Origin of the sequence: Saccharopolyspora gregorii (assembly GCF_024734405.1) — a bacterium.
In the GTDB taxonomy this organism is placed as follows: Bacteria; Actinomycetota; Actinomycetes; order Mycobacteriales; family Pseudonocardiaceae; genus Saccharopolyspora_C; species Saccharopolyspora_C gregorii.
The window spans coordinates 2,075,841-2,100,425 of the sequence record NZ_CP059556.1; the positions used below are offsets into that span (position 1 = coordinate 2,075,841).

The 24,585-nt window shown below is 72.7% G+C and carries 24 protein-coding genes; 14 read left to right on the top strand and 10 right to left on the bottom strand.

Annotated elements, in window-relative coordinates; all coding sequences use genetic code 11:
- The first annotated feature begins 74 nt into the window (after window positions 1–74).
- From gap to H1226_RS08905, 9 genes are all read left to right on the top strand, one after another.
- The gene (gap, locus tag H1226_RS08865; RefSeq protein ID WP_258348346.1) at window positions 75–1,085 is read left to right on the top strand and encodes a type I glyceraldehyde-3-phosphate dehydrogenase; all 1,011 of its coding nucleotides are present in this window, start codon (window positions 75–77) and stop codon (window positions 1,083–1,085) included.
- A 314-nt stretch (window positions 1,086–1,399) separates the two neighbouring features.
- Window positions 1,400–2,602, top strand: coding sequence for a phosphoglycerate kinase (locus tag H1226_RS08870; protein WP_258348349.1), 1,203 nt, complete (start codon window positions 1,400–1,402; stop codon window positions 2,600–2,602).
- Between the two features lie 56 nt (window positions 2,603–2,658).
- A complete protein-coding gene (tpiA, locus tag H1226_RS08875; RefSeq protein WP_224957706.1) occupies window positions 2,659–3,444 on the top strand; it encodes a triose-phosphate isomerase in 786 nt (261 codons plus the stop codon).
- 177 nt (window positions 3,445–3,621) lie between these two features.
- Window positions 3,622–3,855 (top strand): preprotein translocase subunit SecG, encoded by a 234-nt coding sequence (gene secG, locus H1226_RS08880; protein WP_224957705.1) that lies wholly within the window; start codon window positions 3,622–3,624, stop codon window positions 3,853–3,855.
- Window positions 3,856–3,938: 83 nt separating this feature from the next.
- Window positions 3,939–4,280 (top strand): RNA polymerase-binding protein RbpA, encoded by a 342-nt coding sequence (locus H1226_RS08885; protein ID WP_224957704.1) that lies wholly within the window; start codon window positions 3,939–3,941, stop codon window positions 4,278–4,280.
- Between the two features lie 157 nt (window positions 4,281–4,437).
- Window positions 4,438–4,779, top strand: coding sequence for a Rieske (2Fe-2S) protein (locus H1226_RS08890; RefSeq protein ID WP_258348353.1), 342 nt, complete (start codon window positions 4,438–4,440; stop codon window positions 4,777–4,779).
- 140 nt (window positions 4,780–4,919) lie between these two features.
- Complete coding sequence (gene hypB, locus H1226_RS08895) at window positions 4,920–5,672, top strand: hydrogenase nickel incorporation protein HypB (protein WP_258348354.1); 753 nt, start codon at window positions 4,920–4,922, stop codon at window positions 5,670–5,672.
- Window positions 5,673–5,823: 151 nt separating this feature from the next.
- Window positions 5,824–6,297, top strand: coding sequence for a ribonuclease E activity regulator RraA (gene rraA / locus H1226_RS08900; protein WP_224957701.1), 474 nt, complete (start codon window positions 5,824–5,826; stop codon window positions 6,295–6,297).
- A gap of 207 nt (window positions 6,298–6,504) precedes the next feature.
- A complete protein-coding gene (locus H1226_RS08905) occupies window positions 6,505–7,440 on the top strand; it encodes a phosphotransferase family protein (RefSeq protein ID WP_258348355.1) in 936 nt (311 codons plus the stop codon).
- Between the two features lie 216 nt (window positions 7,441–7,656).
- Here the strand turns inward: H1226_RS08905 and H1226_RS08910 are convergent, their stop codons facing one another.
- The 7 genes from H1226_RS08910 to tkt form a co-directional block, all read right to left on the bottom strand.
- Window positions 7,657–8,334 carry a pyridoxamine 5'-phosphate oxidase family protein gene (locus H1226_RS08910; RefSeq protein ID WP_258348356.1) on the bottom strand — a complete coding sequence of 226 codons (678 nt, stop codon included), beginning with the start codon at window positions 8,332–8,334 and terminating at the stop codon, window positions 7,657–7,659.
- Between the two features lie 128 nt (window positions 8,335–8,462).
- Window positions 8,463–9,215, bottom strand: coding sequence for a 6-phosphogluconolactonase (pgl, locus tag H1226_RS08915; RefSeq protein ID WP_224957697.1), 753 nt, complete (start codon window positions 9,213–9,215; stop codon window positions 8,463–8,465).
- Window positions 9,212–10,201, bottom strand: coding sequence for a glucose-6-phosphate dehydrogenase assembly protein OpcA (gene opcA / locus H1226_RS08920; RefSeq protein WP_224957696.1), 990 nt, complete (start codon window positions 10,199–10,201; stop codon window positions 9,212–9,214). The genes pgl and opcA overlap by 4 nt, the downstream gene beginning before the upstream one ends.
- Entirely contained in the window at window positions 10,198–11,733 is a 1,536-nt protein-coding gene (gene zwf, locus H1226_RS08925) for a glucose-6-phosphate dehydrogenase (RefSeq protein ID WP_258348357.1), read from the bottom strand. Before zwf ends, opcA begins: the two co-directional genes overlap by 4 nt.
- Window positions 11,730–13,364: a glucose-6-phosphate isomerase gene (locus H1226_RS08930; RefSeq protein WP_258348360.1), complete on the bottom strand. Its 1,635-nt coding sequence runs from the start codon at window positions 13,362–13,364 to the stop codon at window positions 11,730–11,732. Before H1226_RS08930 ends, zwf begins: the two co-directional genes overlap by 4 nt.
- Window positions 13,365–13,551: 187 nt before the next feature.
- Window positions 13,552–14,652, bottom strand: a complete 1,101-nt coding sequence (gene tal / locus H1226_RS08935; RefSeq protein WP_224957693.1) for a transaldolase — start codon at window positions 14,650–14,652, stop codon at window positions 13,552–13,554.
- Window positions 14,653–14,666: 14 nt separating this feature from the next.
- Window positions 14,667–16,766: a transketolase gene (gene tkt, locus H1226_RS08940; RefSeq protein ID WP_224957692.1), complete on the bottom strand. Its 2,100-nt coding sequence runs from the start codon at window positions 16,764–16,766 to the stop codon at window positions 14,667–14,669.
- 745 nt (window positions 16,767–17,511) lie between these two features.
- Between tkt and H1226_RS08945 the strand changes: the two genes are divergently transcribed.
- Entirely contained in the window at window positions 17,512–18,456 is a 945-nt protein-coding gene (locus H1226_RS08945) for a heme o synthase (RefSeq protein WP_224957691.1), read from the top strand.
- Window positions 18,457–18,578: 122 nt separating this feature from the next.
- Window positions 18,579–19,562, top strand: a complete 984-nt coding sequence (locus H1226_RS08950; RefSeq protein ID WP_258348364.1) for a DUF2157 domain-containing protein — start codon at window positions 18,579–18,581, stop codon at window positions 19,560–19,562.
- 164 nt (window positions 19,563–19,726) lie between these two features.
- Here H1226_RS08950 and H1226_RS08955 read toward each other — a convergent pair whose 3' ends face one another.
- Window positions 19,727–20,695, bottom strand: coding sequence for a quinone oxidoreductase family protein (locus H1226_RS08955; RefSeq protein ID WP_258348365.1), 969 nt, complete (start codon window positions 20,693–20,695; stop codon window positions 19,727–19,729).
- A 146-nt stretch (window positions 20,696–20,841) separates the two neighbouring features.
- Here H1226_RS08955 and H1226_RS08960 point away from each other — a divergent pair, with 146 nt between their 5' ends.
- From H1226_RS08960 to H1226_RS08970, 3 genes are all read left to right on the top strand, one after another.
- A complete protein-coding gene (locus H1226_RS08960) occupies window positions 20,842–21,159 on the top strand; it encodes a hypothetical protein (protein ID WP_224957682.1) in 318 nt (105 codons plus the stop codon).
- Window positions 21,156–22,028, top strand: coding sequence for an ATP-grasp domain-containing protein (locus H1226_RS08965; protein WP_258348366.1), 873 nt, complete (start codon window positions 21,156–21,158; stop codon window positions 22,026–22,028). Before H1226_RS08960 ends, H1226_RS08965 begins: the two co-directional genes overlap by 4 nt.
- A 93-nt stretch (window positions 22,029–22,121) precedes the next feature.
- Window positions 22,122–22,613 carry a GbsR/MarR family transcriptional regulator gene (locus H1226_RS08970; protein ID WP_258348367.1) on the top strand — a complete coding sequence of 164 codons (492 nt, stop codon included), beginning with the start codon at window positions 22,122–22,124 and terminating at the stop codon, window positions 22,611–22,613.
- A gap of 17 nt (window positions 22,614–22,630) precedes the next feature.
- Here the strand turns inward: H1226_RS08970 and H1226_RS08975 are convergent, their stop codons facing one another.
- Both H1226_RS08975 and H1226_RS08980 read right to left on the bottom strand, forming a co-directional pair.
- Complete coding sequence (locus tag H1226_RS08975) at window positions 22,631–23,575, bottom strand: COX15/CtaA family protein (protein WP_373690070.1); 945 nt, start codon at window positions 23,573–23,575, stop codon at window positions 22,631–22,633.
- Between the two features lie 68 nt (window positions 23,576–23,643).
- Window positions 23,644–24,537, bottom strand: a complete 894-nt coding sequence (locus H1226_RS08980) for an SCO6745 family protein (RefSeq protein ID WP_258348369.1) — start codon at window positions 24,535–24,537, stop codon at window positions 23,644–23,646.
- Between the last annotated feature and the right edge of the window lie 48 nt (window positions 24,538–24,585).

A 24,585-nucleotide genomic window follows, 5' to 3' on the forward strand; every position in this document is an offset into this window, starting at 1 on the left:
ATAGGGTGCTGAGGAGTCCATCAACCGCTCACCCGTCGCGTCGAGGCGGCAGGGTCAGTCACGAGGAGATAGGCGTGACCGTTCGCGTAGGGATCAACGGCTTCGGCCGCATCGGGCGGAACTTCTGGCGGGCCGCGACCGCCAGCGACCACGACATCGAGATCGTGGCCGCCAACGACCTGGGCGATGTCGCGACGATGGCCCACCTGCTCAAGTACGACAGCGTCCTCGGGCGCCTCGAGCAGGACGTCAAGGTCACCGACGAGGGCATCGAGGTGGGCGGCAAGCAGATCAAGATCCTGGCCGAGCGCGACCCGGGCAAGCTGCCCTGGGGCGACCTGGGCGTGGACGTGGTCGTCGAGTCCACCGGCTTCTTCACCAACGCCGCGGACGCCCGCAAGCACGTCGACGAGGGCGGCGCCAAGAAGGTCGTCATCTCCGCGCCCGCCAAGGGCGAGGACCTGACCGTGGTGCTGGGCGTCAACGACGACAAGTACGACGGCTCGCAGACGATCATCTCGAACGCGTCCTGCACCACGAACTGCCTGGCCCCCATGGTCAAGGTGCTCGACGACACGTTCGGCATCCAGCGCGGTCTGATGACCACGGTGCACGCCTACACCGCGGACCAGAACCTGCAGGACGGCCCGCACAAGGACCTGCGCCGCGCCCGCGGTGCCGCGATCAACGTGGTGCCGACCAGCACCGGTGCGGCCAAGGCCATCGGCCTGGTGCTGCCGGAGCTCAACGGCAAGCTCGACGGCTACGCGATGCGCGTGCCGGTGCCGACCGGTTCGGTCACCGACCTCACCGCGACCGTGGGCAAGGAGACCTCCGTCGAAGAGGTCAACGCCGCGTTCCGCGCCGCCGCCGGCGAGGGCAAGCTCAAGGGCGTGCTGCGCTACAGCGAGGACCCGATCGTCTCCAGCGACATCGTGACCGACCCGGCCTCCACGGTCTTCGACGCGCCGCTGACCAAGGTCATCGGCGACCAGGTCAAGATCGTCGGGTGGTATGACAACGAGTGGGGATACTCCAACCGCCTCGCCGACCTCGCTGCTCTGATCGGGTCGAAGCTTTCCTGACGGGCTCGTTCTGCCTGCGGGTCGGGTAGCGGAACCTCAGTCGTCTTCTCGCTGCGGGATCTTTTTCCCAAGTGGCTCCGCCACGAGGGAAAAAGCCGTCCTCGCGAGAAGACGACTGAGAACCCGCCGGTGGTCGGCTTGCTCTGGTGGTCGTTGCTCAGCGGCTTCGCCGCTGACAGGACGATGATCGGCCTGGCCGGGCACGTTTCGCCTGCCGGCTGCACGAACCCGAATCGGGTGGCTGTCGGAAGCTTGTTGAAGGTCCCGCATGAGCTGTGCTCGTGCGGGCCTTCTCTTTCATGTGAGGAGCAGACGTGAAGAACCTCGACGATCTGCTGTCCGAAGGAGTTCGGGGGCGTCGCGTGCTGGTGCGCGCCGACCTCAACGTTCCGCTGGACGGCGACGAGATCACCGACGACGGCCGGGTGCGGGCCTCGCTGCCGACGATCGAGAAGCTGACCGGGGCCGGTGCGCGCGTCGTCGTCACCGCCCACCTCGGCCGCCCGAAGGGCGAGCCGGACCCGCGGTTCTCGCTGGTACCGGTGGCGCGCAGGCTCGGTGAGCTGCTGGGCGCCGAAGTGGCGGTGGCCGGTGACGTGACCGGGGACTCCGCCCGCTCCGTGGTGGAGGGGCTGACCGACGGTTCGGTGGCGCTGCTGGAGAACGTGCGGTTCGACCCGCGCGAGACCAGCAAGGACGACGCCGAGCGCGGCGCGTTCGCCCGCGAGCTGGCCGAGCTGGTCGGCGACGGCGCGGCGTTCGTCTCCGACGGCTTCGGCGTGGTGCACCGCAAGCAGGCCTCCGTCTACGACGTGGCGAAGCTGCTGCCGGGCTACGCGGGCGGACTGGTGCTGTCCGAAGTGGACGTGCTGCGCACCCTCGTCGGCGACCCGCGGCGGCCCTACGTGGTGGTGCTCGGCGGTTCCAAGGTCTCCGACAAGTTCGGCGTGATCGAAGCGCTGCTGCCGAAGGTCGACAAGCTGCTCATCGGCGGCGGCATGGCCTACACCTTCCTGGCCGCGCAGGGCCACCAGGTCGGTTCCTCGCTGCTGCAGAACGACCAGCTCGATGCCACCCGCGACCTGCTCGCGAAGCACGGCGACAAGCTGGTGCTGCCCGTCGACGTGGTCGTCGCCGACGCGTTCGCCGCCGACGCGAACACGCGGGTCGTCGAGGCCGACGCCATCCCCGAGGGGTGGATGGGCCTGGACATCGGGCCGCGCAGCGTCGAGCTGTTCGCCGACGCCCTGCGCACCGCGGGCACCGTGTTCTGGAACGGCCCCGCCGGCGTCTTCGAGTTCGAGGCGTTCGCCGCGGGCACCCGGGGCGTCGCGCAGGCCATCGTCGACTCCGACGCGTTCAGCGTCGTCGGTGGCGGCGACTCCGCGGCCGCGGTCCGCACCCTCGGCCTGCCCGAGGACGGGTTCTCGCACATCTCCACCGGTGGCGGCGCTTCGCTGGAATTCCTCGAAGGCAAGGACCTGCCGGGTGTCGCGGTCCTCGAAGGCGAAGCCTGACCGCCCGAACCGTCGAGCGTGGTGACTAGCGGCTCCGCCGCAGGAAAGGACTCCGCATGGCCAGGACTCCGCTGATCGCGGGCAACTGGAAGATGAACCTGAACCACCTGGAAGCGATCGCCCTGGTGCAGAAGGTCGCCTTCGCGCTGCCCGAGAAGTACTTCGCGAAGGTCGAGGTGGCGGTCATCCCGCCGTTCACCGACATCCGGAGCGTGCAGACCCTGATCGACGGCGACAAGCTGCTGCTCAAGCACGGCGCGCAGGACGTCTCCGAGCACGACTCCGGCGCCTACACCGGTGACGTGTCCGGCCCGATGCTCGCCAAGCTCGGGTGCAGCTACGTGGTCGTCGGGCACTCCGAGCGCCGCGAGTACCACGCGGAGACCGACGAGGTCGTCGGCCGCAAGGTGCGGGCCACGCTGAAGAACGGCATGTCGCCGATCCTCTGCGTCGGCGAGCAGCTCGACGTCCGCGAATCCGGCGGCCACGTCGAGCACTGCACCACCCAGCTGATCAACGCGCTGAAGGGCCTCAAGGCGGAGCAGGTCCGCTCCGTCGTGGTCGCCTACGAACCGGTGTGGGCCATCGGCACCGGCAAGGTCGCCACCGCCGACGACGCGCAGGAGGTGTGCGCGGCGCTGCGCGCGGCGCTGGCCGAGAAGTACGGCAAGGAGATCGCCGACGAGGTGCGGGTGCTCTACGGCGGCTCGGTCAAGTCCAGCAACATCGGCGAGCTGATCGCGCAGACCGACGTGGACGGCGCGCTCGTCGGCGGTGCGAGCCTCAACGGCGACGAGTTCACCAAGCTCAGCGCGATGGCGGCGGGCGGCCCGCTGCCCTGATGCTCCGGCCGGTCCGCACGGGCCGGCCCGGCGACCGCCCCGGCCGCGTGACCTCGTCGGCCGGGGCGGTGCACCCACCGACCGCGGTGGAACACCGGCGCTAAGGCGGACGGCGGTCCACCGGACGAACGCCAACCGGTACTCTCGGTGGCGAACCGCTGTGTGAACGAGGACGTGATGAATCTAATCCTGCAGATCGGCCTGATCCTGACGAGCGTGCTGCTGGTGCTGCTGGTCCTGCTGCACCGGGCCAAGGGCGGCGGGCTCTCCTCGCTCTTCGGCGGTGGCATGCAGTCGAGCCTGTCGGGTTCCAGCGTGGCGGAGAAGAACCTCGACCGGATCACGATCGTGGTCATCGCGGTCTGGGTGATCTGCATCATCGGTACCGGGCTGCTGATCAAGATCGGTTGACGGTCCGGCGAGCTGGCAGCGGTTGACCAACAGCGGCCGGCCGGTGCGGCCGGTCCTCCGTGCGGCTTGGTGGGTGAGAGTGCATGACTGGCGGTAACGCGATCCGAGGCACGCGCGTCGGCGCGGGCCCGATGGGCGAGTCGGAGCGGGGCGAGTCGGCACCGCGCAGGCGGGTCGACTACTGGTGCGCCAACGGCCACCACACGCGGCCGTTCTTCTCGATGGACGCCGAGGTGCCGGACCAGTGGGACTGCCCCCGCTGCGGGCTGCCCGCGGGCCAGGACGAGCAGAACCCGCCGGAGGCGCGGCGCAACGAGCCGTACAAGAGCCACTTGGCGTACGTCAAGGAGCGGCGCAGCGACTCCGACGGCATGGCCATCCTCGAAGAGGCGTTGACGAAGCTGAAGAAGCGCCAGGGGCGCTGACGGCGGGTCCACCGCGGGCGGGCCGGAGACCTCTCCGGCCCGCCTTCGCGTTGTTCGGCGTCCTCCGGACGAGGGGACATCGAGTTGTGGGCCGTCGCGGCGCGGTCGTAGCTTGGGGCGCACCGCAGCACGGCGTCGTCGCAGGAAGCAGGCCCGCATGGTGTCGTCCGAGAACAGCCGTCCCGCGCAGTCGTGGGTGCCGGTGCCGGGGGTGTCGGACCTCGCTCCGGGGGAGGTCGTGACCACCAAGATCGGTGGGGAATTCATCGCGGTGTGCAATGCGGGCGGCGTCGTGCGCGCGTTCCGCGACGAATGCCCGCAGTGCGCGCTGCCCATCGGCGGCGGCCGGTTGCTGGGGGATCTGCTGTGGTGCGCCGGGTGCGCGGAACCATTCGACGTGTCCGCCGGGGGAGTCGGCAGGAAACGTGCTCGGTTCCGGCTCGCCGCTAGGTCACTGACCGTTTCCGAAGGTTCCGCGCGCATTGCTCTATCCGCGTGATGTGCGTGCGGAGCGCGTTTCGCGGGCCATTCCGGTATGGAGAACCGAACCGTTCTCTGCGACGATGAGATGATCTTTGCCGCGTCTGGACGGATCAGCCGGAATCCGCCCGGACGCCGCAGCTGGAGGTGTGAGAGACCATGCGCGGTGGGTACGCAGCAGCGGGCCGCGCCGGGGTCCGGGTGTCGGGTCCGGACTTCCCCGAGCCGTGCGGCCACGAAGGACCGTCCGCTTCGGACGGTGCGGTCCCCCGGCAGCGGATCTCCGACGCGCTGGCGGAGCGGACGCGGAACTCGTTGGCACGGCGCAGGATTCTCGCGCTGAACCTGATGAGCTCGCCCGGCTCGGGGAAGACCACCCTCCTGGAGCGGACGCTGCGCGAGCTCGGCTCGACCGTGTCGATCTCGGCGATAGAGGGGGACCAGGAGACCCACCTGGACGCCGACCGGCTGCGGGCCGCGGGCTGCCGCGTGGTGCAGATCAACACCGGTTCCGGCGGGCACCTCGACGCCGACATGGTCGACGAAGGACTTCGGTCGCTGCAACCGGCCGGGCGGTCGCTGGTGTTCATCGAGAACATCGGGAATCTCGCCGCGCCCGCGTTGTTCGACCTCGGCGAGCACCACCGGGTGCTGATCGCCTCGGTCACCGAAGGCGAGGACAAACCGCTGAAATATCCGCACGTATTCCGCAGCACCGATCTGGTGCTGCTGAACAAGGTGGATCTGCTGCCGCACCTCGATTTCGACGTGGACCGATTCATCTCGCACGCGCAGCGCATCAATCCGCGGATCCGCGTGTTGCGGTTGTCCGCGAAACGCGGCGAGGGGATCGGCGAATGGTGCGGCTGGCTGCGCGCGCACCACGACGGGACCGCGCCCATCCCCGCGTGAGCGCTGTGGCGTTGCTCGCCCGGACCCGCTCCGCGCGCTGATCGGCGGATACGCTCGCCGGATCATGCTCCGGGCGCGGTCGCCCGCGTCGGCTCGGCGCCCGGGAAGGTCCGGCGCCGCGGGCGCCGGTGGCCCAGCCGAGGAGACTGTGATGGACCTGTCGACCGCCGACCTCGCGGACCGCGAAGGACCGGCCATCCGCAGCTGCGACGTGCAGTTCCGGCAGTACGGGGGGCGGGAGGTGTTCGCCGGGCGGATCCGCACGGTCACCTGCTTCCAGGACAACGCGCTGCTCAAGAAGGTGCTCTCCGAGCCGGGGGAGGGCCAGGTGCTGGTGATCGACGGAGCCGGGTCGGTGCACACCGCGCTCGTCGGTGACCTGATCGCGGAGCTCGGCCGCTCGAACGGCTGGACCGGCATCGTGGTGAACGGCGCCGTGCGCGACACCGCGGTGCTGGCCGGGATGGAGTTCGGCGTGAAGGCGCTCGGCTCGAACCCGCGCAAGAGCGGCAAGACCGGCGACGGCGTCGTCGACGAGCCGGTGGAGCTCGGCGGGGTGCGGTTCGTGCCCGGCGAATACCTGGTGAGCGACCACGACGGCGTCGTCGTCCTCGCCGAACCGTGATCCGGCCCAGGTGAACGGCCCGTTCGCCCGGCCGGACACGGGCCGTTCACCTCGGCGGACGACCGGATCGCGCGCGGACCACCCCGGATGTCCGGTTCGGTTACCTGCCGGACATCTGCGCCGTGGTAGTTGACCGGCCGGACACGCGCGCGTAGCAGAGCTGACGGTTCCCGCTCCTAACGTCCGAGGAGTGGGAAGCGTTGCCGGATGAGCGCCGGTCCAGACACGCGGGAGCCGCGGACCCGGCGTGCGGTGCACGCCCTGACCGGCCGCCACGACGTCGAGTACGAGCAGGCGGTGCCGCCGCGGCTGGACCGCACCAGGCAGGCCGCCGTGCACGACTGCCTGTTCCTCACCGGTGAGTGCGACGGCTGGTTCGCGACGGTGCTGCCCGAGGCCCTCGCCGAGCTCGTCGACACCGGGAGCGCCGCCGACTGCGCGGCCGTCGCGCACACCACCGGTGTCGCGCCCGCCGTCCGCGCCGTCGCCGCCGGGGCCGTCGGCTACGAGCGGCTGCCCGCCACCTTCCAGGCGCTGCAACCGCACCACCTGCGGGAACCCGAGGTGCTCGGCGCGGTCGTCGCGGCGAAGCGGGTGCTGCACCGCGGCCCGGCGATGCCCGTCGACCGGGACGTGTTCGAGGACGTCGAGCGGTGGTCGGAGGCCGCCGCGGCCACGGGCGTCCCGCTGCCGGTGGACTTCACCTGGATGCGGGAGCGGGTGCGCCTGATCGGCGCGGCGCTGCGGGCGGCCGGCCGGGACTCGCGGCCCTGCCACCGGGACGGCAGCCCGTCGAACGTGCTGGTCGGCCCCGGCCGGGAGGTGCGGCTGGTCGACTTCGACTTCGCGGGCAACGCGGACCCGCACCACGACCTCGCGGCGATGCTGGTGGAGACCTGCCAGCTCGACGACGAGTGGCGCCGGGCCGCGGAGGTCGTCGACGGCAGACCCGATCAGCAGCGCCTCGCCCGCTACCGGCTCAACGCCATCGCCGACGACCTGGCGGTGGGGACGTGGGCGCTGCTGGCCGGGGCGCGCGTGCACCGGCCCGCCGGGTTCCCCGGGTACGGCCAGTGGCGGTTGCTGCGCTGCCGCTACGCGTTGCGGCACCGGCACTTCGACACCTGGCTCCGGCGGGTTTGACGGCTCTTGCTGATCGGGGGTGGGGTGGCGGAACCTCAGCGTCCTCGCTGCGGGATCGTTTTCACCGGTGGCTCCGCCACAGGAGAAAACGCCGTCCTCGCGAGGAGTGAGCTGAGAACCCGCGGGTGGTCCTGTTGCGTGCGTGGTTGCTGCTCAGCGGCTTTGCCGCTGAGCGGCAAGTGCGCGCGGCGTGCTCTTGTCGCCAGTGGTAGGTGCTCAGTCGTGGGGGGTGCGGCGGTCCGCGATGTGGGGTGGGGTCGGGATACCGGGGGCGAGGTCCGGGGCCGGGATGGGGGTGCCCCACTCGGTGCGGAACGGGAGGACCCCTGCCCAGGCGCCCGTCGCGTGCTCCGCCGGGTCGTCGGTGGGCGGACCGGAGCGGATCTTCACCGAGGCCTCCGCCAGCGGCAGGGCCAGCACGGCCACCGCCGCGAGCTCCTTCGCGTCCGGTTCCCGCGCGTGGTCCCACGAGCCGGGCGCCAGGTGCTCGGACAGCACCCGCAGCCCGTGCAGCTTCTCCGCCGGGTCCAGCACCGCCCGCGGCCGGCCGTAGATCACCGCGCTGCGGTAGTTCATCGAGTGGTCGTTGAGGGTGCGGGAGTACACCACCGCGTCCAGCAGGGTGACCGTCACGCACACCTCCGGTTCGGCGCCCGCCGCGAGCACGCTGCGCGCCCCGGTGGAGCCGTGAAGGTAGAGCACCTCGCCGTCGCGCCCGTACCCGGTGGGCAGCACCTGCGGGTGGCCGTCGAGGACCAGGCCGAGGTGGCAGATCAGCGCCCCGTCGAGCACGTCGTGCAGGTCGGCGCGGTCGGTGGCGGCCCGGTCCTTCTTGCGGCCCAGCGAGGTGCGGGAGGTCGAGGACAACGGCGGTGCGGTGGTCGGTTCGGTCATGCGCTCATCCTGCGCGGCGAAGTGGACGTCCCCAAGGTCCAATTTCCGGGGAAAGCGAAAGGCCACTTCACGCGAACGGGCCGCCCGCCCCGAGGGGGAGCGGACGGCCCGGACTCGATCAGCCGTGCTCAGCCGCGCGGCGCGGCCGCCGGGTCCAGCAGCCACAGGGTGCGCTCCAGGCCGACGGCCCCCGCGGCCGGGATGTCCACCGGATCCGCACCGCCGAGCGCGGCCGCCACCGGCTCGGCCTTCGCCGCGCCCGTGGTCATCAGCCACACCTCGGCGGCGGACCGGATCGCGGGCAGCGTCAGCGAGATCCGCGTCGGCGGCGGCTTCGGGCAGTCGTGCACGCCCACCACCGCGCGTTCCCGCTCCCGCACGTACGGCGTGTCGGGGAACAACGACGCCGTGTGCCCCTCCTCGCCGACGCCGAGCAGCAGCACGTCGAAGCGCGGCACCGGGAACTCCACGGCCGGCTCGGCCAGCGTCGCCAGCAGCTCCGCGTAGTGCGCGGCGGCCGCGTCGGCGTCCGCGCCGAACTTGCCGTCGGACGGGGCCATCGGGTGCACCCGCTCCGGGTCCACCGCCACGTGGTCGAGCAGCGCCGCCCGCGCCTGGGTCTCGTTGCGCTCCGGGTCGCCGTCCGGCAGGAACCGCTCGTCGCCCCAGTACACGTCCACGTTCGCCCAGTCGACCGCGTCCCGGGCGGGGGAGTGCCGGACCTGTTCGAGCACGCCGATGCCGGTGCGCCCGCCGGTGAGCACCACCGACGCCGATCCACGCGCGGCCTGCGCGTCCACGATCCGGGTGATCAGCCTGGCGGCGGCGGCCGCCGCCAGGACCTCGCCGTCGCCGTGCACGACGACTTCTTGCCTGGTCATGCCTCGCCTTCCGCCTGCTCCGGTTCGGTCGCCGCCTGCTCGGGCTCGTCGGCGGCGGGGGGTTGGTCGACGCGCCGGATCCCGGCCAGCCCACCGAGGGTGATCTCGTAGATCTCGTCCGGGTCGAGCCTGCGCAGCTCCTCGGCCAGGCAGTCCCGCACCTCGCGGCGGTGCAGCGAGAGCCGCCGGTCCGGCTGGCCCGGCTGGGTCAGCGTACCGACCTTCCCGTCCGGCCGGACGATCTTGACCGAACCGGAGGGGCGCCGCAGCTCGGCCGAGACGATGCCCGGGCCGCGCGGGTGCTCCACCCGGTACACCGGCACCTCCAGGTAGGCGCCCAGCCACGCCGCCAGCAGGTCCGTGGACGGGGAGTCCGCGGCACCGGTGACGACGGCGCTGGTCACCGCCTCGTACGGCGGCAGGTCCAGCGCGGCGGTGAGCATCGCGCGCCACGAGGTGAGCCGGGTCCAGGACAGGTCCGTGTCGCCCTCCACGTAGGAGCCGACGCGGGTCTTGAGGAACTCGATCGGGTCGGGCTCCGCGGCCGCGTCGGTGATCCGGCGGTGCGAGAGCATCCCGATCGGGTCCTTCGCCGGGACCTCCGGGGCCTCGGTCGGCCACCACGCCACCACCGGCGCGTCCGGCAGCAGTAGCGGCACCACGGAACCGGCGCCCTCGTCGGCCAGCGCGCCGTACAGGCGCAGCACCACGACCTCCGAGGCACCCGCGTCCCCGCCGATGCGGATCTGCGCGTCCAGCCGCGGCGCGGCCTCCTTGGCGCCCCGAGCCACCACGATCACCCGCGCCGGGTGCTCCCGGCTGGCGTCGTTGGCGGCCTGGATGGCCTTCTCCGTCTCGGTGCCGTCCCCGGTGACGATCACCAGGGTCAGCACCCGGCCGAGCGCGACGGCCCCACCGGTCTCGCGCAGCTCGACCATCTTCTTGTTGACCTGCGAGGTGGTCGTCGACGGCAGGTCGATGATCACGGGCGCCTCCAGACACGTCCGGTGCGGGTCATCATGGAGTCCGCGGTCGGCGGCCCCCACGTCCCGGCCTTGTAGTTCTCCGGCGCTCCGTGCGCCGCCCAGTAGTCGAGGACCGGGTCGAGGATCCGCCAGGACTGCTCCACCTCGGCGTTGACCGGGAACAGCGACGGCTCGCCGAGCAGCACGTCCAGGATCAGCCGCTCGTACGCCTCCGGGGACGATTCGGTGAACGCGTGGCCGTAGCCGAAGTCCATCGTCACGTCCCGCACCTCCATCGAGGTGCCCGGGACCTTCGAGCCGAAGCGCATCGTGACGCCCTCGTCCGGCTGCACCCGGACGACCAGGGCGTTCTGGCCCAGCTCCTCCGTCATGGTGTCGTCGAACGGCAGGTGCGGGGCGCGCTTGAACACCACGGCGATCTCCGTGACGCGGCGGCCCAGCCGCTTGCCGGTGCGCAGGTAGAACGGCACCCCGGCCCAGCGGCGGCTCTCCACCTCCAGGGTGATCGCCGCGTAGGTCTCGGTGGTCGAGTCGCTGGCGAAGCCGCCCTCCTCGTGCAGGCCCGGTACCAGCGAACCGCCCTGCCAGCCACCGGTGTACTGCCCGCGGGCGGTGGTCTCGCTGAACGGGCCGACCGGCTTGGTCGCCGAGAGCACCTTCAGCTTCTCCGCGCGCAGGTCCTCGGGGGAGAAGCTGACCGGCTCCTCCATCGCGGTCAGCGCCATCAGCTGCAGCAGGTGGTTCTGGATGACGTCGCGCGCCGCGCCGATGCCGTCGTAGTACCCGGCGCGGCCGCCGAGCCCGATGTCCTCGGCCATCGTGATCTGCACGTGGTCGACGTAGTGGGCGTTCCACAGCGGCTCGAACAGCTGGTTCGCGAAGCGCAGCGCCAGGATGTTCTGCACCGTCTCCTTGCCGAGGTAGTGGTCGATGCGGAACACCGAGTCCTCGGGGAACACCTCGTTGACGATCTTGTTGAGGTGCTGGGCGCTCTCCAGGTCGTGCCCGAACGGCTTCTCGATGACCACCCGGCGCCACTGGTCCGGGGACTGGTCGGTCAGCCCGGAGCGGGACAGCTGGGTGAGCACCGTCGGGAACGCCGACGGCGGCACCGACAGGTAGAAGGCGTGGTTGCCGCCGGTCCCGCGCTCCTCGTCGAGCTGCTTGACGGTCTCGGCGAGGCGGTCGAACGCCTCGGGGTCGTCGAACGAGCCCGGCACGAAGCGGATGCCCTCGGCCAGCCGGTCCCACACGGACTGGTGGAACGGGGTGCGCGCGTGCTCCTTGACCGCCTCGTAGACGACCTGCATGAAGTCCTGGTCCTCCCAGTCCCGGCGGGCGAAGCCGGTCAGGGCGAACCCCGGCGGCAGCAGCCCCCGGTTGGCCAGGTCGTAGATGGCGGGCATCAGCTTCTTCCGGGACAGGTCCCCGGTCACGCCGAAGATCGTCAGGCCGGACGGCCCGGCGATCCGCGGCAGCCGCTTGTCGCGCGGGTCCCGCAGCGGGTTGCGCGGCAGGTTCCTGGAGCTCACGCCCCACCCCTCTCGTCGTGCAGTTCCTGAACGGCCTTGACCAGCTCGACCAGACCGGCGGCCCGGTCGGTCAGGTGCAGCCGCAGCACCGGGCGCTCGTGCTGGACGAGCACCTGGCCGTCGCCGAGCGCCTGGGCGCGCTGCAGGCCCGCCAGCGAGTAGGGCCGCTCCGGCACCTCCAGGTCGTTCTCGGCTTCGCCGGTGATCTGCAGGAACGCGCCGTTCTGGTGACCGCCCTTGTGGTACTGGCCGGTGGAGTGCAGGAAGCGCGGTCCCCAGCCGAAGGTGGTCTGCAGGCCGGTGCGGCGGGCCAGCTCCGGGCGCAGCAGCGCGGCGGAGGCGTCGTCGAGGCGGTCCAGGTAGGCCTGCACCGCCAGGTAGCCGTGCGCGGGCGCGGACTTGACGAACGCGCGCAGCGCCTCCGCCACGGTGCCCACCCCGGCGGTGAACCAGTCGCCGGAGGCGTAGACCTCGACGGAACCGAACACCAGCGCCGGCGTCACGACCGGACCGCCGTCGGGGCCGTCGAGCAGCGCGCGGGCGGCCTTCTTCGCGGCCTCCACGTCGGGCTGGTCGAACGGATCGATGCCCAGCAGCCGCCCGGCCAGCGCGGTGGCGAACTCCCACAGCAGGAACTGGGCGCCCAGCGGGCCGGTGGTCACCAGCTGCGCGCCGTCGACGGCGCCGCCGACGGCGACGGTGGTGGCGTCGCGGCCCGCGTCGGCGAAGCCGGGGGCCTGCGGGTTCTCCACGACCACGGGCAGCAGGCCGGTGCCCTGCTTGCCGGTGGACTCGGCGATGAGCTGCTCCGCCCAGTCGCCGAAGCCGGGGATGCCGGAGCCGCCGTCGGCGAGCACCAGCTTCTCGGCGCCGCGCTCGTGCGCCGCGCCCCACGCCGCGGCCAGCCGCACCGCCGGGTTGTCCGCGGAGTCCTGGCGGACCAGCTCGAACGCGCTCGCCGCCTCGTCGAGCAGCGCGGTGATGTCGGCACCGGCCAGCCCGGCCGGGACCAGCCCGAACGCGGTCAGCGCCGAGTAGCGGCCGCCGACGTTCGGGTCGGCGGTGAACACGCGGCGGTACCCGGCCTCGCGGGCGGCGGTCTCCATCGGTGACCCCGGGTCGGTGACCACGATGATGCGCGTAGCGGGATCGATTCCGTTCGCGGAGAACGCCGCCTCGAAGATGCGGCGGTGGCTGTCGGTCTCGACGGTGGTGCCGGACTTCGACGACACGACCAGCACGGTGCGGTCCAGGTCGCCGGACAGCGCGTCCCCGACCTGACCCGGGTCGGTGGTGTCCAGCACGGTCAGCGGCACGCCCGCGGTCGCGGTGATCACCTCGGGGGCGAGGGAGGACCCGCCCATGCCGGCGAGCACGACCCGGTCGACGCCGTCGGCGTGCAGCTCCGCGCGCAGCTCGGCGATCTCCGCCAGCAGCGGGCGGGAGGTCTCGTGCAGGGTGGTCCAGGAGAGCCGGATCGAGGCTTCGCTCTCGGCGTCCGGGCCCCACAGGGTGGCGTCGCCCGCGGCGAGACCGCTCGCCGCGCCGTCCGCGGCCAGCCGCTCGGCGAGCGCGCGAGCCTCCCCGGCCAGAGCCTCGTCTGCGATCTCGACTGAAGTTTCGGTTGCCATCTGATTCCTCGTGTCTAGGGGATGGGCGACGCCGGCCGGTGGGCGGACCGGACGCCTCCGCCGCGGGGGTACCCCGATGAGCCTGACCGGGCCCACCCGCCACAGCACCCGGGGCACGCGAATTCCGTGGAATGTCGCGTGCCCCGGGGCGGGCGCGGGGCACACCCGCGGTGGAACGGCCGTTCGCCTACTTGGCCTGGTCGAGCTGCTCGCGCACGGTGTCGAGCAGTTCCTCCCAGGACTTCTCGAACTTCTCGACGCCCTCGCGCTCCAGCACCGCGAACACGTCGTCGAGGTCGATGCCGATCTCGGTCAGCGCGTCGAACACCTGCTGCGAGGCGTCCTTGGTGCCGCGGACCTGGTCGCCTTCGACCTGGGCGTGGTCGGCGGTGGCGAACAGCGTCGCCTCCGGCATGGTGTTCACCGTGTTCGGCGCCACCAGCTGGTCGACGTAGCGGGTGTCGGAGTACGCCGGGTCCTTCACGCCGGTGGAGGCCCACAGCGGGCGCTGCGGCTTCGCACCGTCCGCGGCCAGCGCCTGGAAGCGGTCCGAGGAGAAGACCTCCTCGTAGGCGGCGTAGGCCAGCCGGGCGTTGGCGATGGCCGCCTTGCCCTGCAGGTCCTGGCCGCCTTCCACGCCCTCCAGCCGCTTGTCGATCTCGGTGTCCACGCGGGACACGAAGAACGAGGCGACCGAGGCGATGGTGTTCAGCGAGTGGCCGTTGGCCTTCGCCTGCTCCAGGCCCGCCAGGTAGGCGTCCATGACGTCCCGGTAGCGCTCCACGGAGAAGATCAGCGTCACGTTCACGCTGACGCCCTCGGCCAGCACCCGGGTGATCGCGGGCAGGCCCTCGACCGTCGCCGGGATCTTGACCATCAGGTTCGGCCGGTCGACGGCCTTCCACAGCTCCAGCGCCTCGGCGACGGTGCGGTCGGTGTCGTGGGCCAGCCGCGGGTCGACCTCCAGGGAGACCCGGCCGTCGTCGCCCGCCTCGTAGACGTTGCGGAAGACGTCGGCGGCGTCGCGCACGTCCTTCGTGGTCAGCTCGCGGACCGTGTCGTCCACGCCGGCGCCGCGGGCGGCGAGCTCGCGGACCTGGTCGTTGTAGTCGGCCGCGTTGGACAGCGCCTTCGCGAAGATCGTGGGGTTGCTGGTGACACCCACGACCGCGTAGTCGTTGATCAGCTCGGTCAGGTTGCCGGACGTGATCCGCTGGCGGGACAGGTCGTCCAGCCAGATCGCCACGCCCGCCTGGCTGAGCGCGGTGAGGTTCTGGTTGTTCGTCACTGCAATACCTCCACTCACGCGTTCGAGCGCGCGTTCTCCAGGCTCCGCCGGGCGGCGTCGACGACCGCCTCCGTGGTGAAGCCGAACTTCTCGAACAGGGTCTTGTAGTCCGCCGAGGCGCCGAAGTGCTCGATCGAGACGTTCTCGCCGAGGTCACCGGTGAACCGGTGCCAGGACTGGGCGATGCCGGCCTCGACGGAGACGCGGGCGCGCACCGACGGGGGCAGCACCTGCTCGCGGTAGGCCTTGTCCTGCCGGTCGAACCACTCGACGCACGGCATCGACACCACGCGGGTGGCAACGCCGTCGGCCTCCAGGATCTTCCTGGCCTCGACGGCCAGCTGGACCTCGGAGCCCGTGGCGATGATCACGAGCTCGGGGGTGCCGGAGGACGCCTCGGCCAGCACGTAACCGCCCTTGGCGACGCCCTCGGCGTCGGTCCCCTCCAGCGTCGGCACGCCCTGGCGGGTCAGCGCCAGCCCGGCGGGGCCGCTGGTGTCCTCCAAGATCGCCTTCCAGGAGAAGGCGGTCTCGTTGGCGTCCGCGGGGCGGACCACCGACAGGCCGGGGATGGCGCGCAGCGAGGAGAGCTGCTCGATCGGCTGGTGCGTCGGGCCGTCCTCGCCCAGGCCGATCGAGTCGTGCGTCCACACGTAGATCGTCGGGGCGTTCATCAGCGCCGCGAGCCGCACCGCGGGCCGCATGTAGTCGCTGAAGATCAGGAAGGTGCCGCCGTACGGGCGGGTGCCGCCGTGCAGCGCGATGCCGTTGAGGATCGAGCCCATCGCGTGCTCGCGGACGCCGAAGTGCAGCGTCCGGCCGTACGGCTGGGCGTTCCACATCCCGGTGGAGATGTGCTTCGGGCCGAACGAGTCGACGCCCTTCATCGTGGTGTTGTTGCTCTCCGCCAGGTCGGCGGAACCGCCCCACAGCTCCGGCAGCACGTCGGCGAGGGCGTTGAGCACCTCACCGGAGGCCTTGCGGGTGGCGACGCCCTTGCCGTCGGCCTCCCAGGTCGGCAGCTTCTCGGACCAGCCCGCGGGCAGCTCGCGGACCCGGATCCGCTCCAGCAGCGCCTTGCGGTCGGGGTGCTCGGCGGCCCACGCGTCGTAGGACTTCTGCCACTCGGCGTGCGCGGCCTTGCCCCGCTCCACGGCCTTGCGGGCGTGCGCGAGGACCTCGTCGGAGACCTCGAAGGTCTGCTCCGGGTCGAAGCCCAGCGCCTTCTTGATCTCGGTGATCTCCTCGCCGCCCAGCGCGGCGCCGTGCGCCTTGCCGGTGTTCATCTTCGTCGGCGCGGGGAAGCCGATCACGGTGCGCAGCACGACCAGCGTGGGCTGCTCCGGCTTGCCCTTGGCCGCGTCCAGCGCGTCCAGGATGCTGGAGACGTCCTCGCCGCCGTCGACGGTGACGACGTGCCAGCCGTAGGCCTCGTAGCGCTTCGCGGTGTCCTCGGACAGCGCGATGCGGGTGTCGTCCTCGATGGAGATCTCGTTCGCGTCGTAGATCACCGTGAGGTTGCCCAGCTGCTGGGTGCCCGCGAACGAGGAGGCCTCGGAGGTGACGCCCTCCTCGATGTCGCCGTCGGAGGCGATCACGTAGATCTGGTGGTCGAACGGGCTCTCGCCCGGGGCCGACTCCGGGTCCAGCAGACCGCGCTCGCGGCGGGCGGCGACCGCCATGCCGACGGCCGTGGCCAGGCCCTGGCCCAGCGGGCCGGTGGTGGTCTCCACGCCGGGGGTGTGCCAGTACTCCGGGTGACCGGGGGTCTTGGAGTCCCAGGTGCGCAGGGCCTTGATGTCGTCCAGCTCCAGCCCGTACCCGGACAGGAACAGCTGGAGGTACAGCGTCAGGCTGGAGTGACCGGCGGACAGCACGAAGCGGTCGCGGCCGATCCAGTCGGCGTCGGTGGGGTCGTGCCGCATGACGCGCTGGAACAGCGCGTAGGCGGCGGGGGCCAGGCTCATGGCGGTGCCTGGGTGCCCGCTGCCGCATTTCTCGACCGCGTCGGCGGCCAGCACCCGGACCGTGTCCACGGCGCGCTGGTCCAACTCGGTCCAGTCTGCGGGCAGTCGCTTGGTGGTCAAGCGGGCAAGATCGTCGGTGACGGACACGGACGCAGCTCCAGTTTCCCTCGAAGCGGTCCTTCGCGGCTCCGGCGCGTCGCCCGCTGACCCGGACCGATTCGGACCGCAATTATCCCTCGTCCAGCGGGCAGCCTAGTCGTGACCTCGTGGGCGCGCGGCGGCCCGCCTGAATTGATGCGGTCCCCCACCGGGGTGAGAGGATCGCGGGTCAACCGCCTGCATCGCCGGAGACCCCTCGTCGTGCGGCGCCGAACCGCGCCGGCCGGTGTTCGCGCAGCTCACCGGTGCCGCCACGGCCGTGCCCCCCCGGGGTGTCGACGGTGCGTGCCCGGGGCGCCACGGCCGGTGCCCGGCCCGGTTCGCGGTGCGTCGCCCGCCCGGCGGCGCCTCGACCGCCGCGGGGCCGATCCCGCGACGGTGCGGTGGACCCCACCACCGGCAACGCGGCGCGGCGGACGTGCCTTCCGCGCGGAGCGTGTCCGGTGGCTCACCCCACGGTACCGGCGCCGCCGGGTCCGGTCCCGGCCGCGAGGCCCCCGGGGCGCGCGCCCGGACCCTGCGGGCGGCGCTGGGGTGTAGCGCGCCTACCATTCAGGGCGGTCGGTCGCCGTCGTTCCGGTGGTCACCCCGAGCTGACTAGGAGTCCCATGCCTGCGATGCGGTGCGCTTCGGGCGGACACCACGGCGCGGCCCCGGCCGCGGCGCGGACCGCGCTCCCCGGCGGTGCGGAGCACGGCGTTCGGCTCGCGGCGCGCGCGGCAGGGGCGGTTTCGTGACCAGCACCGAAACCCCGGTCGGCGGTGCGCAGCGGCACGCGCGGCGGCCCGGCGACCTGCTCAAGGCCTACCTCGGCCTGCTCAAGCCGCGCGTCATCGAGCTGCTGCTGGTCACCACCATCCCGGCGATGCTGCTGGCCGAGCGCGGCATCCCGTCGCCGTGGCTGGTGCTGTCCACCCTGGTCGGCGGCACCATGGCCGCGGGCAGCGCCAACGCGCTCAACTGCGTCGCCGACGCCGACATCGACCAGGTCATGCAGCGCACCAGGGCCCGGCCGCTGGTGCGCCACACCGTCTCCAACCGGCACGCGCTGCTCTTCGGGATCGCGCTCGGGCTCGGCTCGTTCGCGTTCCTGTGGGCGACGACGAACCTCCTGGCCGCGGTGCTGGCGGTCGCCACGATCCTGTTCTACGTCCTCGTCTACACGCTGGTGCTCAAGCGCCGCACCGCGCAGAACATCGTCTGGGGCGGGGCCGCCGGCTGCATGCCGGTGGTCATCGGCTGGGCCGGGGTGACCGGGCGGGTGGACTGGCCCGCGCTGGTCATGTTCGGGATCATCTTCTTCTGGACGCCGCCGCACACCTGGGCGCTGGCGGTGAAGTACAAGGCGGACTACGAGCGCGCGGGCGTGCCGATGCTGCCCGTCGTCGCCGAACCGGCCTACGTGTCGCGGCAGATCGTCGCCTACAGCTGGCTGATGGTGCTGTGGACGCTGCTGCTGGCCCCCGCCACCGGGTGGCTCTACACCGCGTTCGCGGTGCTCTCCGGCGCCTGGTTCCTGTGGCTCGCGCACCGGCTGCACACCGCGACCAAGCGGGGCGAGCCGACGAAGCCGATGCGGCTGTTCCACATGTCCAACACGTACCTGATGATCGTGTGCGTGGCGCTGGCGGTGGACTCTGCGCTGGGACTGCCGGTGCTGGGCTGGCCGTTCGCGTGATCGCCACGAGCTGAGCGGTCCGGCGCCGTCCCACCTGGTCGTCGCGCGGGCCGTCGCACCCTCCACCGCGGGCCCGACCGCATGTGCGACAGTCGGCGCGGATCACCGGTGGAGGGAGATCGATGAGCGCGGAACTGCCGCCGCGGCACCGGCAGGCGCTGGAGCGCCTCGTCGAACGCGGCACGCTGACCTCCGAGCAGGCCGAGGCGGTGCGCGCCGAGCTCACCGCCGAACCCGCACCGCAGCGCGCGGGCGGGGTCTGGGAGGTCCTCGGGTACGCGGGCGGAGCCCTCGTGATCGGCGGTGCGTCGCTGCTGGTCGGCATGTCCTGGGAGGTGTTGTCGACCGCGGCCCGGATCGGCCTGCTGGTCGCCGCCACCGCGGTGCTCGTGGTCGTGGGCGGGCTCATCGCGGGCGGGCCGCGCGGTGCGCGGGAGCTCGCCGCCGATGCGCCCTCGCGGCGCAGCCGCATCGTGTCCGCGCTGCTCGCGCTGGCCTCCGGGTCCGCGGCGATGGCGGTGGTGGCCGGGCTGGACGGTTCGGCCTCCTCGCTGTCCGCGAGCGGGCTGGGGCTGGTCGTGGCCGCCGCCGGGTACGCGCTGCTGCCCGCGGTGCCGGGGCTGGTGGCGACCGGTGCCTTCGCGTTCTGGTTCGCGCTCGCGCTGGCCGATGAGCTGCCGGGCAGCGGGTCCGTGCCGCAGATGCTGGTGCTGATCGTGCTCGGCGGGCTGTGGGCGGTGCTCGCGGTGCGCGGTGTGCTCGACCGGCCGGCCCGGGGCCGCGCGGGCCGGGTGCGGCGCGACGTGGGCTTCGGGATCGCGGCGGCGACGGCGCTCACCGGCGCCCAGTGGACCGTGATCGCGCACCAGTCGTGGAGCTATGCGATCACGTTCGTGCTGGCCGTCGGCTGCTTCGCCGCGTTCGTGGCGCTGCGCTCGGCGGTGCTGCTGGTGTTCGGCGTGCTCGGGGTGACCGTCGCCGTGCCGGAGGCGCTGTACCACTGGACCGGCGGTGCGCTCGGCGGGCCGTTGATCGTGCTGCTGGTGGGAGTGGTGCTGCTGGCGGCGGGCGGTTTCGGGCTGCGGCTGCGGAACCGGGTCGGCTGACCCGGGGGCGGGCAGCGCCCGCGCGTCCCCGGTGCGCCGCACCAGCCGCGACCGGGCCAGGCCGCGAGCCCGTCGAGCAAGTCGGCCGCGGCACCCTGGAAGTTCCAGGTGAGTGGCCCACCCGACCGATCTCGCGGGGCGGATGGGCCACTCACCCGGTGCGATCAGGGCAGCAGCAGGAGCTTCCCGGTGCTGCGGCGGCCTTCGAGGTCCTCGTGTGCCCGGCCGGCCTGCTCCAGCGGGTAGCTGCCGCCGATGCGCACGTCGAGCTCGCCCGCGCGCACCGCCTGGAAGATCTCCCCGGCCCGCCGGTCCAGCTCCTCCCGATCCAGCATGTGGTGCGCCAGCGACGGCCGGGTGAGGAACAGCGAGCCCCCCGAGTTCAGCCGCTGCGGGTCCACCGGCGGCACCGGCCCGCTGGACGCGCCGAACAGCGCGAGCGTCCCGCGCGGGCGCAGCGACGCGAGGCTGCCGTCGAAGGTGTCCTCGCCGACGCCGTCGTAGACCACGTCCACCCCGCGTCCGTCGGTGAGGTCGCGGACCTCCTCGGCCACGTCGGCGTCGGTGTAGCGGATGATCTCGTCGGCGCCGGCCGCGCGCGCCAGCCGCTCCTTCTCGTCGGTGGACACGGTGCCGATCACGTTCCCGCCGCGCGCCTTGATCAGCTGGGTGAGCAGCAGTCCCACGCCGCCCGCCGCCGCGTGCACCAGCGCCGTCTCGCCGGGGCGGATCGGGTGGGTGGAGGTGACGAGGAAGTGCGCGGTCATGCCCTGCAGCATCGTGGCGGCCGCCGTCCGGTCGTCGACGCCGTCGGGGACGCGGACCGAGTTGCGCGCGGGCACCACGGCCTGCTCGGCGTAGCCGCCGGGCGTCATGGCCCACGCGATGCGGTCGCCGGGGGCGAATCCGGTGACGTCCGGGCCGACCTCGCGGACGGTGCCCGCGCCCTCCACGCCGGGGGTGAACGGCAGCGGCACGCTGTAGAGGCCGCTGCGCTGGTAGGTGTCGATGAAGTTTACCCCGGCCGCGGACACCTCCACCAGCAGCTCACCGGACTGCGGGGTCGGCCGGTCCAGTTCGGCGGGCTCCAGCACCTCCGGTCCGCCGTGGGCCGGTACCCGAATCGCGCGCATGCGTGCCTCCTAGATCGCCTCGTCCGCCCGGCGCCGGGACGGCCGCCGGGGATCATCCCCACTCTCGCAGGCGCGGAGGCGGCCGGGCGGTGGCCTGGGTAACTGTTCGCCCCGTGTCGTCGGGGTGGTTGTCTAGGATCACCCGCATGGCAGCCGAGAACGACACCGAGCAGAGCACCGCGCCCGAGCCGAAGGCGATCGCCCGGGTGAAGGCGTTCGCCGCGGGCCACGGCGGTTCCGCGCGAGCCGTGGTGGAGAACCTCGGCCAGGCGGGCGCCCGCATCGTGCTGATCGGCGAGGACGGCGCGCTCGGCGACGTGCTGGTCGCAGGCGTCGCGGCGGGGGAGGCCGTGGTCGAGGCCGTCGAGCAGGTCACCGCGGGGGAGTGGGACGGCGACACGACCGCCGCGCTGCAGATCGGCCCGGCGCACCGCCGGAAGATGGCCGGCCCCCGGGCCCGGTGAGACCGGCACCTCGGGTCCTGCTCGCCAGCTGCGCCGAGCTGCCCCGCTCGAACGCCGACGACACCGACCTGCCGGAGGTGCTGGCCGAGCTGGGCGTGCCCGCGGCTTGGGCGCCGTGGGACGACCCGGCCGCGCCGTTCGATTCGGCCGAGCTCGTGGTGCTGCGCAGCACCTGGGACTACCCGCTGCGGCGCAAGGACTTCCTGGCCTGGTGCGAGTCGGTGCCCGCGCTGGTGAACCCGGCGCGGGTGGCGCGCTGGAACACCGACAAGACCTACCTCGCCGATCTGGCCGCGCGGGGCGTCGCGGTGGTGCCGACGGAGCTGATCGCGCCGGGCGAGCCGTTGCGCCACCCGGACGGCGAGTTCGTGCTGAAGCCCTCGGTGGGGGCGAGCTCGCGGGGTGCGGCCCGGTTCGCGGTGGGGGAGCGGGACGCCGCGGCAGCGCACCTGGCCGCGCTGCACGCCGCGGATCACACGGTGCTGGTGCAGCCCTACCAGCGGGCGGTGGACCGGGAGGGCGAGACGGCGCTGGTGTTCGTCGGCGGGGGTTATTCGCACGCGTTCGTGAAGGGCGCGATGCTGCCGGATCCGGCGGCGCCGGGGCCGGGACCGGGCGATCGCTTCGGCGTGGAGCCGGATGCGGCGCTGCGCCGCGCGGCGGAGGACGCGGTGGACGCGGCGGCGGCGATTCACGGGTTGCGCCGGTCCGAGCTGCTGTACGCGCGGGTGGACCTGGTGCGCCGGGAGGACGGGTCGCCGCTGCTGCTGGAGCTGGAGCTGACCGAGCCGTCGTTGGGGTTCCGCCAGGCGGATCCGGGGGCGAAGCCGCGGTTCGCGTCGGCGGTGCGGGCGGCGCTGGCCGGGTGAGCCCGCTTCCGGGGCGTGTCGGGGTGGCTTCGCCGTTCTCCTGAGTCTATGGTTTCAGCATCGGTTGAAGTCGATCAGTCGGAGGCACCCGAGGTGACCGAGTACGCCCAGCGCACCGACCGTCCCGCCATGTCCGAGTGGATCGAGCAGATGGCCGCGCACTTCGAAGCGACCGAGGGCATGCCGCTCATCGCCGGACGGATCCTCGCGTTCCTGCTGATCTGCGACCCGCCGGAGCGCACCGCGGCCGAGCTCTCCCACGGGCTCAACGCCAGCAGCGGCTCCGTCAGCACCAACGTCCGGTTGCTGCTGCGCCTCGGGGTCATCTCCAAGACGACCCGGCAGGGCCGCGAGGCCGCGCTCTACCGGGTGGAGGAGCACCGCTGGCCGGAACTGGTCCGGCACCGCATGGAGCAGGTCACCGGGCTCGAACAGCTCACCGAGGACGGGCTGCGGATGTTCAGCGGCCAGGGGGAGCGGGCGCGGCGGCTGCGCACCGTGCACGAGTTCTACAAGTGGCTCTCCGGCGAGATGCCGCAGCTCTGGCAGCGGTGGGAGCGGGAGCGCCGCACACTGCGCTACTGAGCCGGGCCGGGCACCGGTCAAGCCGGGACGGGCTCCGCGGATTCGCCGGCCGGGACCCGCGGCACCGGCCCGCGGTAGCGGGACTCGCACCACAGCAGCGCGGTCGCCGTGATCACCAGGGTGGAACCGAGCACGTGTAGCACCACCAGCGCCCCGGGCACCCCGAGCACGTACTGCGCGGAGCCGAGCGCCCCCTGCGCCAGCACCAGCACGCACGCCGCGCCGTAGGCCTTCAGCAGCGCGCCGGTCGGCCGGGCGCCGCGCAGCCACACCCCGAACACCGCGAGCAGGCACACGTACGCCATCACCAGCAGGCCGTGCACCTGCACCAGCGTCGGCACCGGCACCACGAGCCGCGGCGTGTCGGCGTCCCCGGCGTGCGGCCCGGCCGCGGTCACCAGCGTGCCCGCGACCAGCATCGCCGCCGTCACCGCGGTGAGCGCCACCAGCAGCCGGCGCATCCGGGCCGGGAGCACCGGCGTCGCGGGCTCGTCGCCCTCGCCCGCGGCCTTGAACAGGTACGCGGCCAGCCAGATCAGCACGGCCGAGGCCATGAAGTGGATGGACACGCTCCACCAGCTCAGGTCCACCAGCACCGTGATGCCGCCGATGACGGCCTGCGCGAGCACGCCCAGCGGCATGATCAGCGCCAGCTTGACCAGGCGCGGCCGGTGCGGGCGCACCCGCCACGCGGCGATCAGGCAGGCCAGCGCGACGAACCCGACGAGGCCGGTCAGCGTGCGGTTGCCGAACTCGATCACCTGGTGCAGCGTCGCGACCTCGGGGTGGTCGACCGGGACCATGCTCCCCGGGAAGCACTGCGGCCACGTGGGGCAGCCGAGGCCGGAGCCCGTCACCCGCACCACCGAACCCGTCACCGAGATCAGCGATTGGGTGATGAGGACGGCGAGCGCGAGCCAGCGCACCAGGCGGTGGTCGGCGGCCGGGATCCGGGACAGCATCGACGACGGCACGCATCGATGGTATTCGCCGCCCCGCACCGCCCGGCCGCCAGGTGGTGCGCCGCAGGTCACTCCACGCGCTTCTCGCGGGCGAAGGTGCCCTTCGGGAACGCGCCGGCCTTGAGCACCTGGGTGCTGAGCTTCTTGCCGTACCCGGCGAGGCGCTGCGCGTTCTCCGCGCCGAGGTGGGCCCAGGGGGCGGCGGCGAGTGCGTCGGTGCGCTGCTCGACGTCCTCCCGGAAGGCGACACCCCGCTCGGTGAGCTCGCCGTCGGCGTCGAGCAGGCCGCGGTCGGCGAGTTCGCGCTGCGCCTGCGCCCACTCCTCGTCGGACCAGCCGCGGCTGGCCTGCGAGAACTGCCGGGCGAGTCCTTCGCCGCTCGCGGACTGCAGGACCAGCGCCTGCAGCCCGGTGAGGCCCGCCGCCTGCAGCACCATCAGGTGGCCGTCGCCGCGGTGCTCGCGCAGCAGCGACTGGGCGTGCCACAGCACCAGGTGCGGCTCGTCCGGCCACTCCAGGTCGGCGTGCCCGGCGTAGAGCGGGCGGGCTTCGGGACGGCAGGCCTCGGTGGCGCGGCGGGCGAGCGCGGCGGCCTCCGCGAGCTCCTCGGAGACGATCGTCTCGGGGCCGAGCAGCTTGCGCAGCGCGGTGTCGGCGGCGCGGAACCGGGCGGCGACGGCGGCTTCCGGGGTGGTGATCGTCCACGCGTGCGGGATGACCTCGGCGATCACCCGCGGGTTGAAGTTGTAGAAGGTGGCGGCGACGACTCCCGCGCCGACGGCGCCCATCGGGGCGGCGCGGCCGGCGAAGTAGCGCATCCGGGTGCCGTCGAGGCCGAGCGCGCCGAACTCCTCCTCGGCTTCGGGGCTGAAGTAGATCAGCGAGTGCAGCGGTTCCAGGCTGCGGTGGCAGGGGCGGGCCAGTTCGGTGCCGGGCGTCACGTCGGCGTGCTGCTCAGTCATGCCCTCACCCTACTTCCGGTAACCATCGGGTCCGGAAGTTCGGTCCGG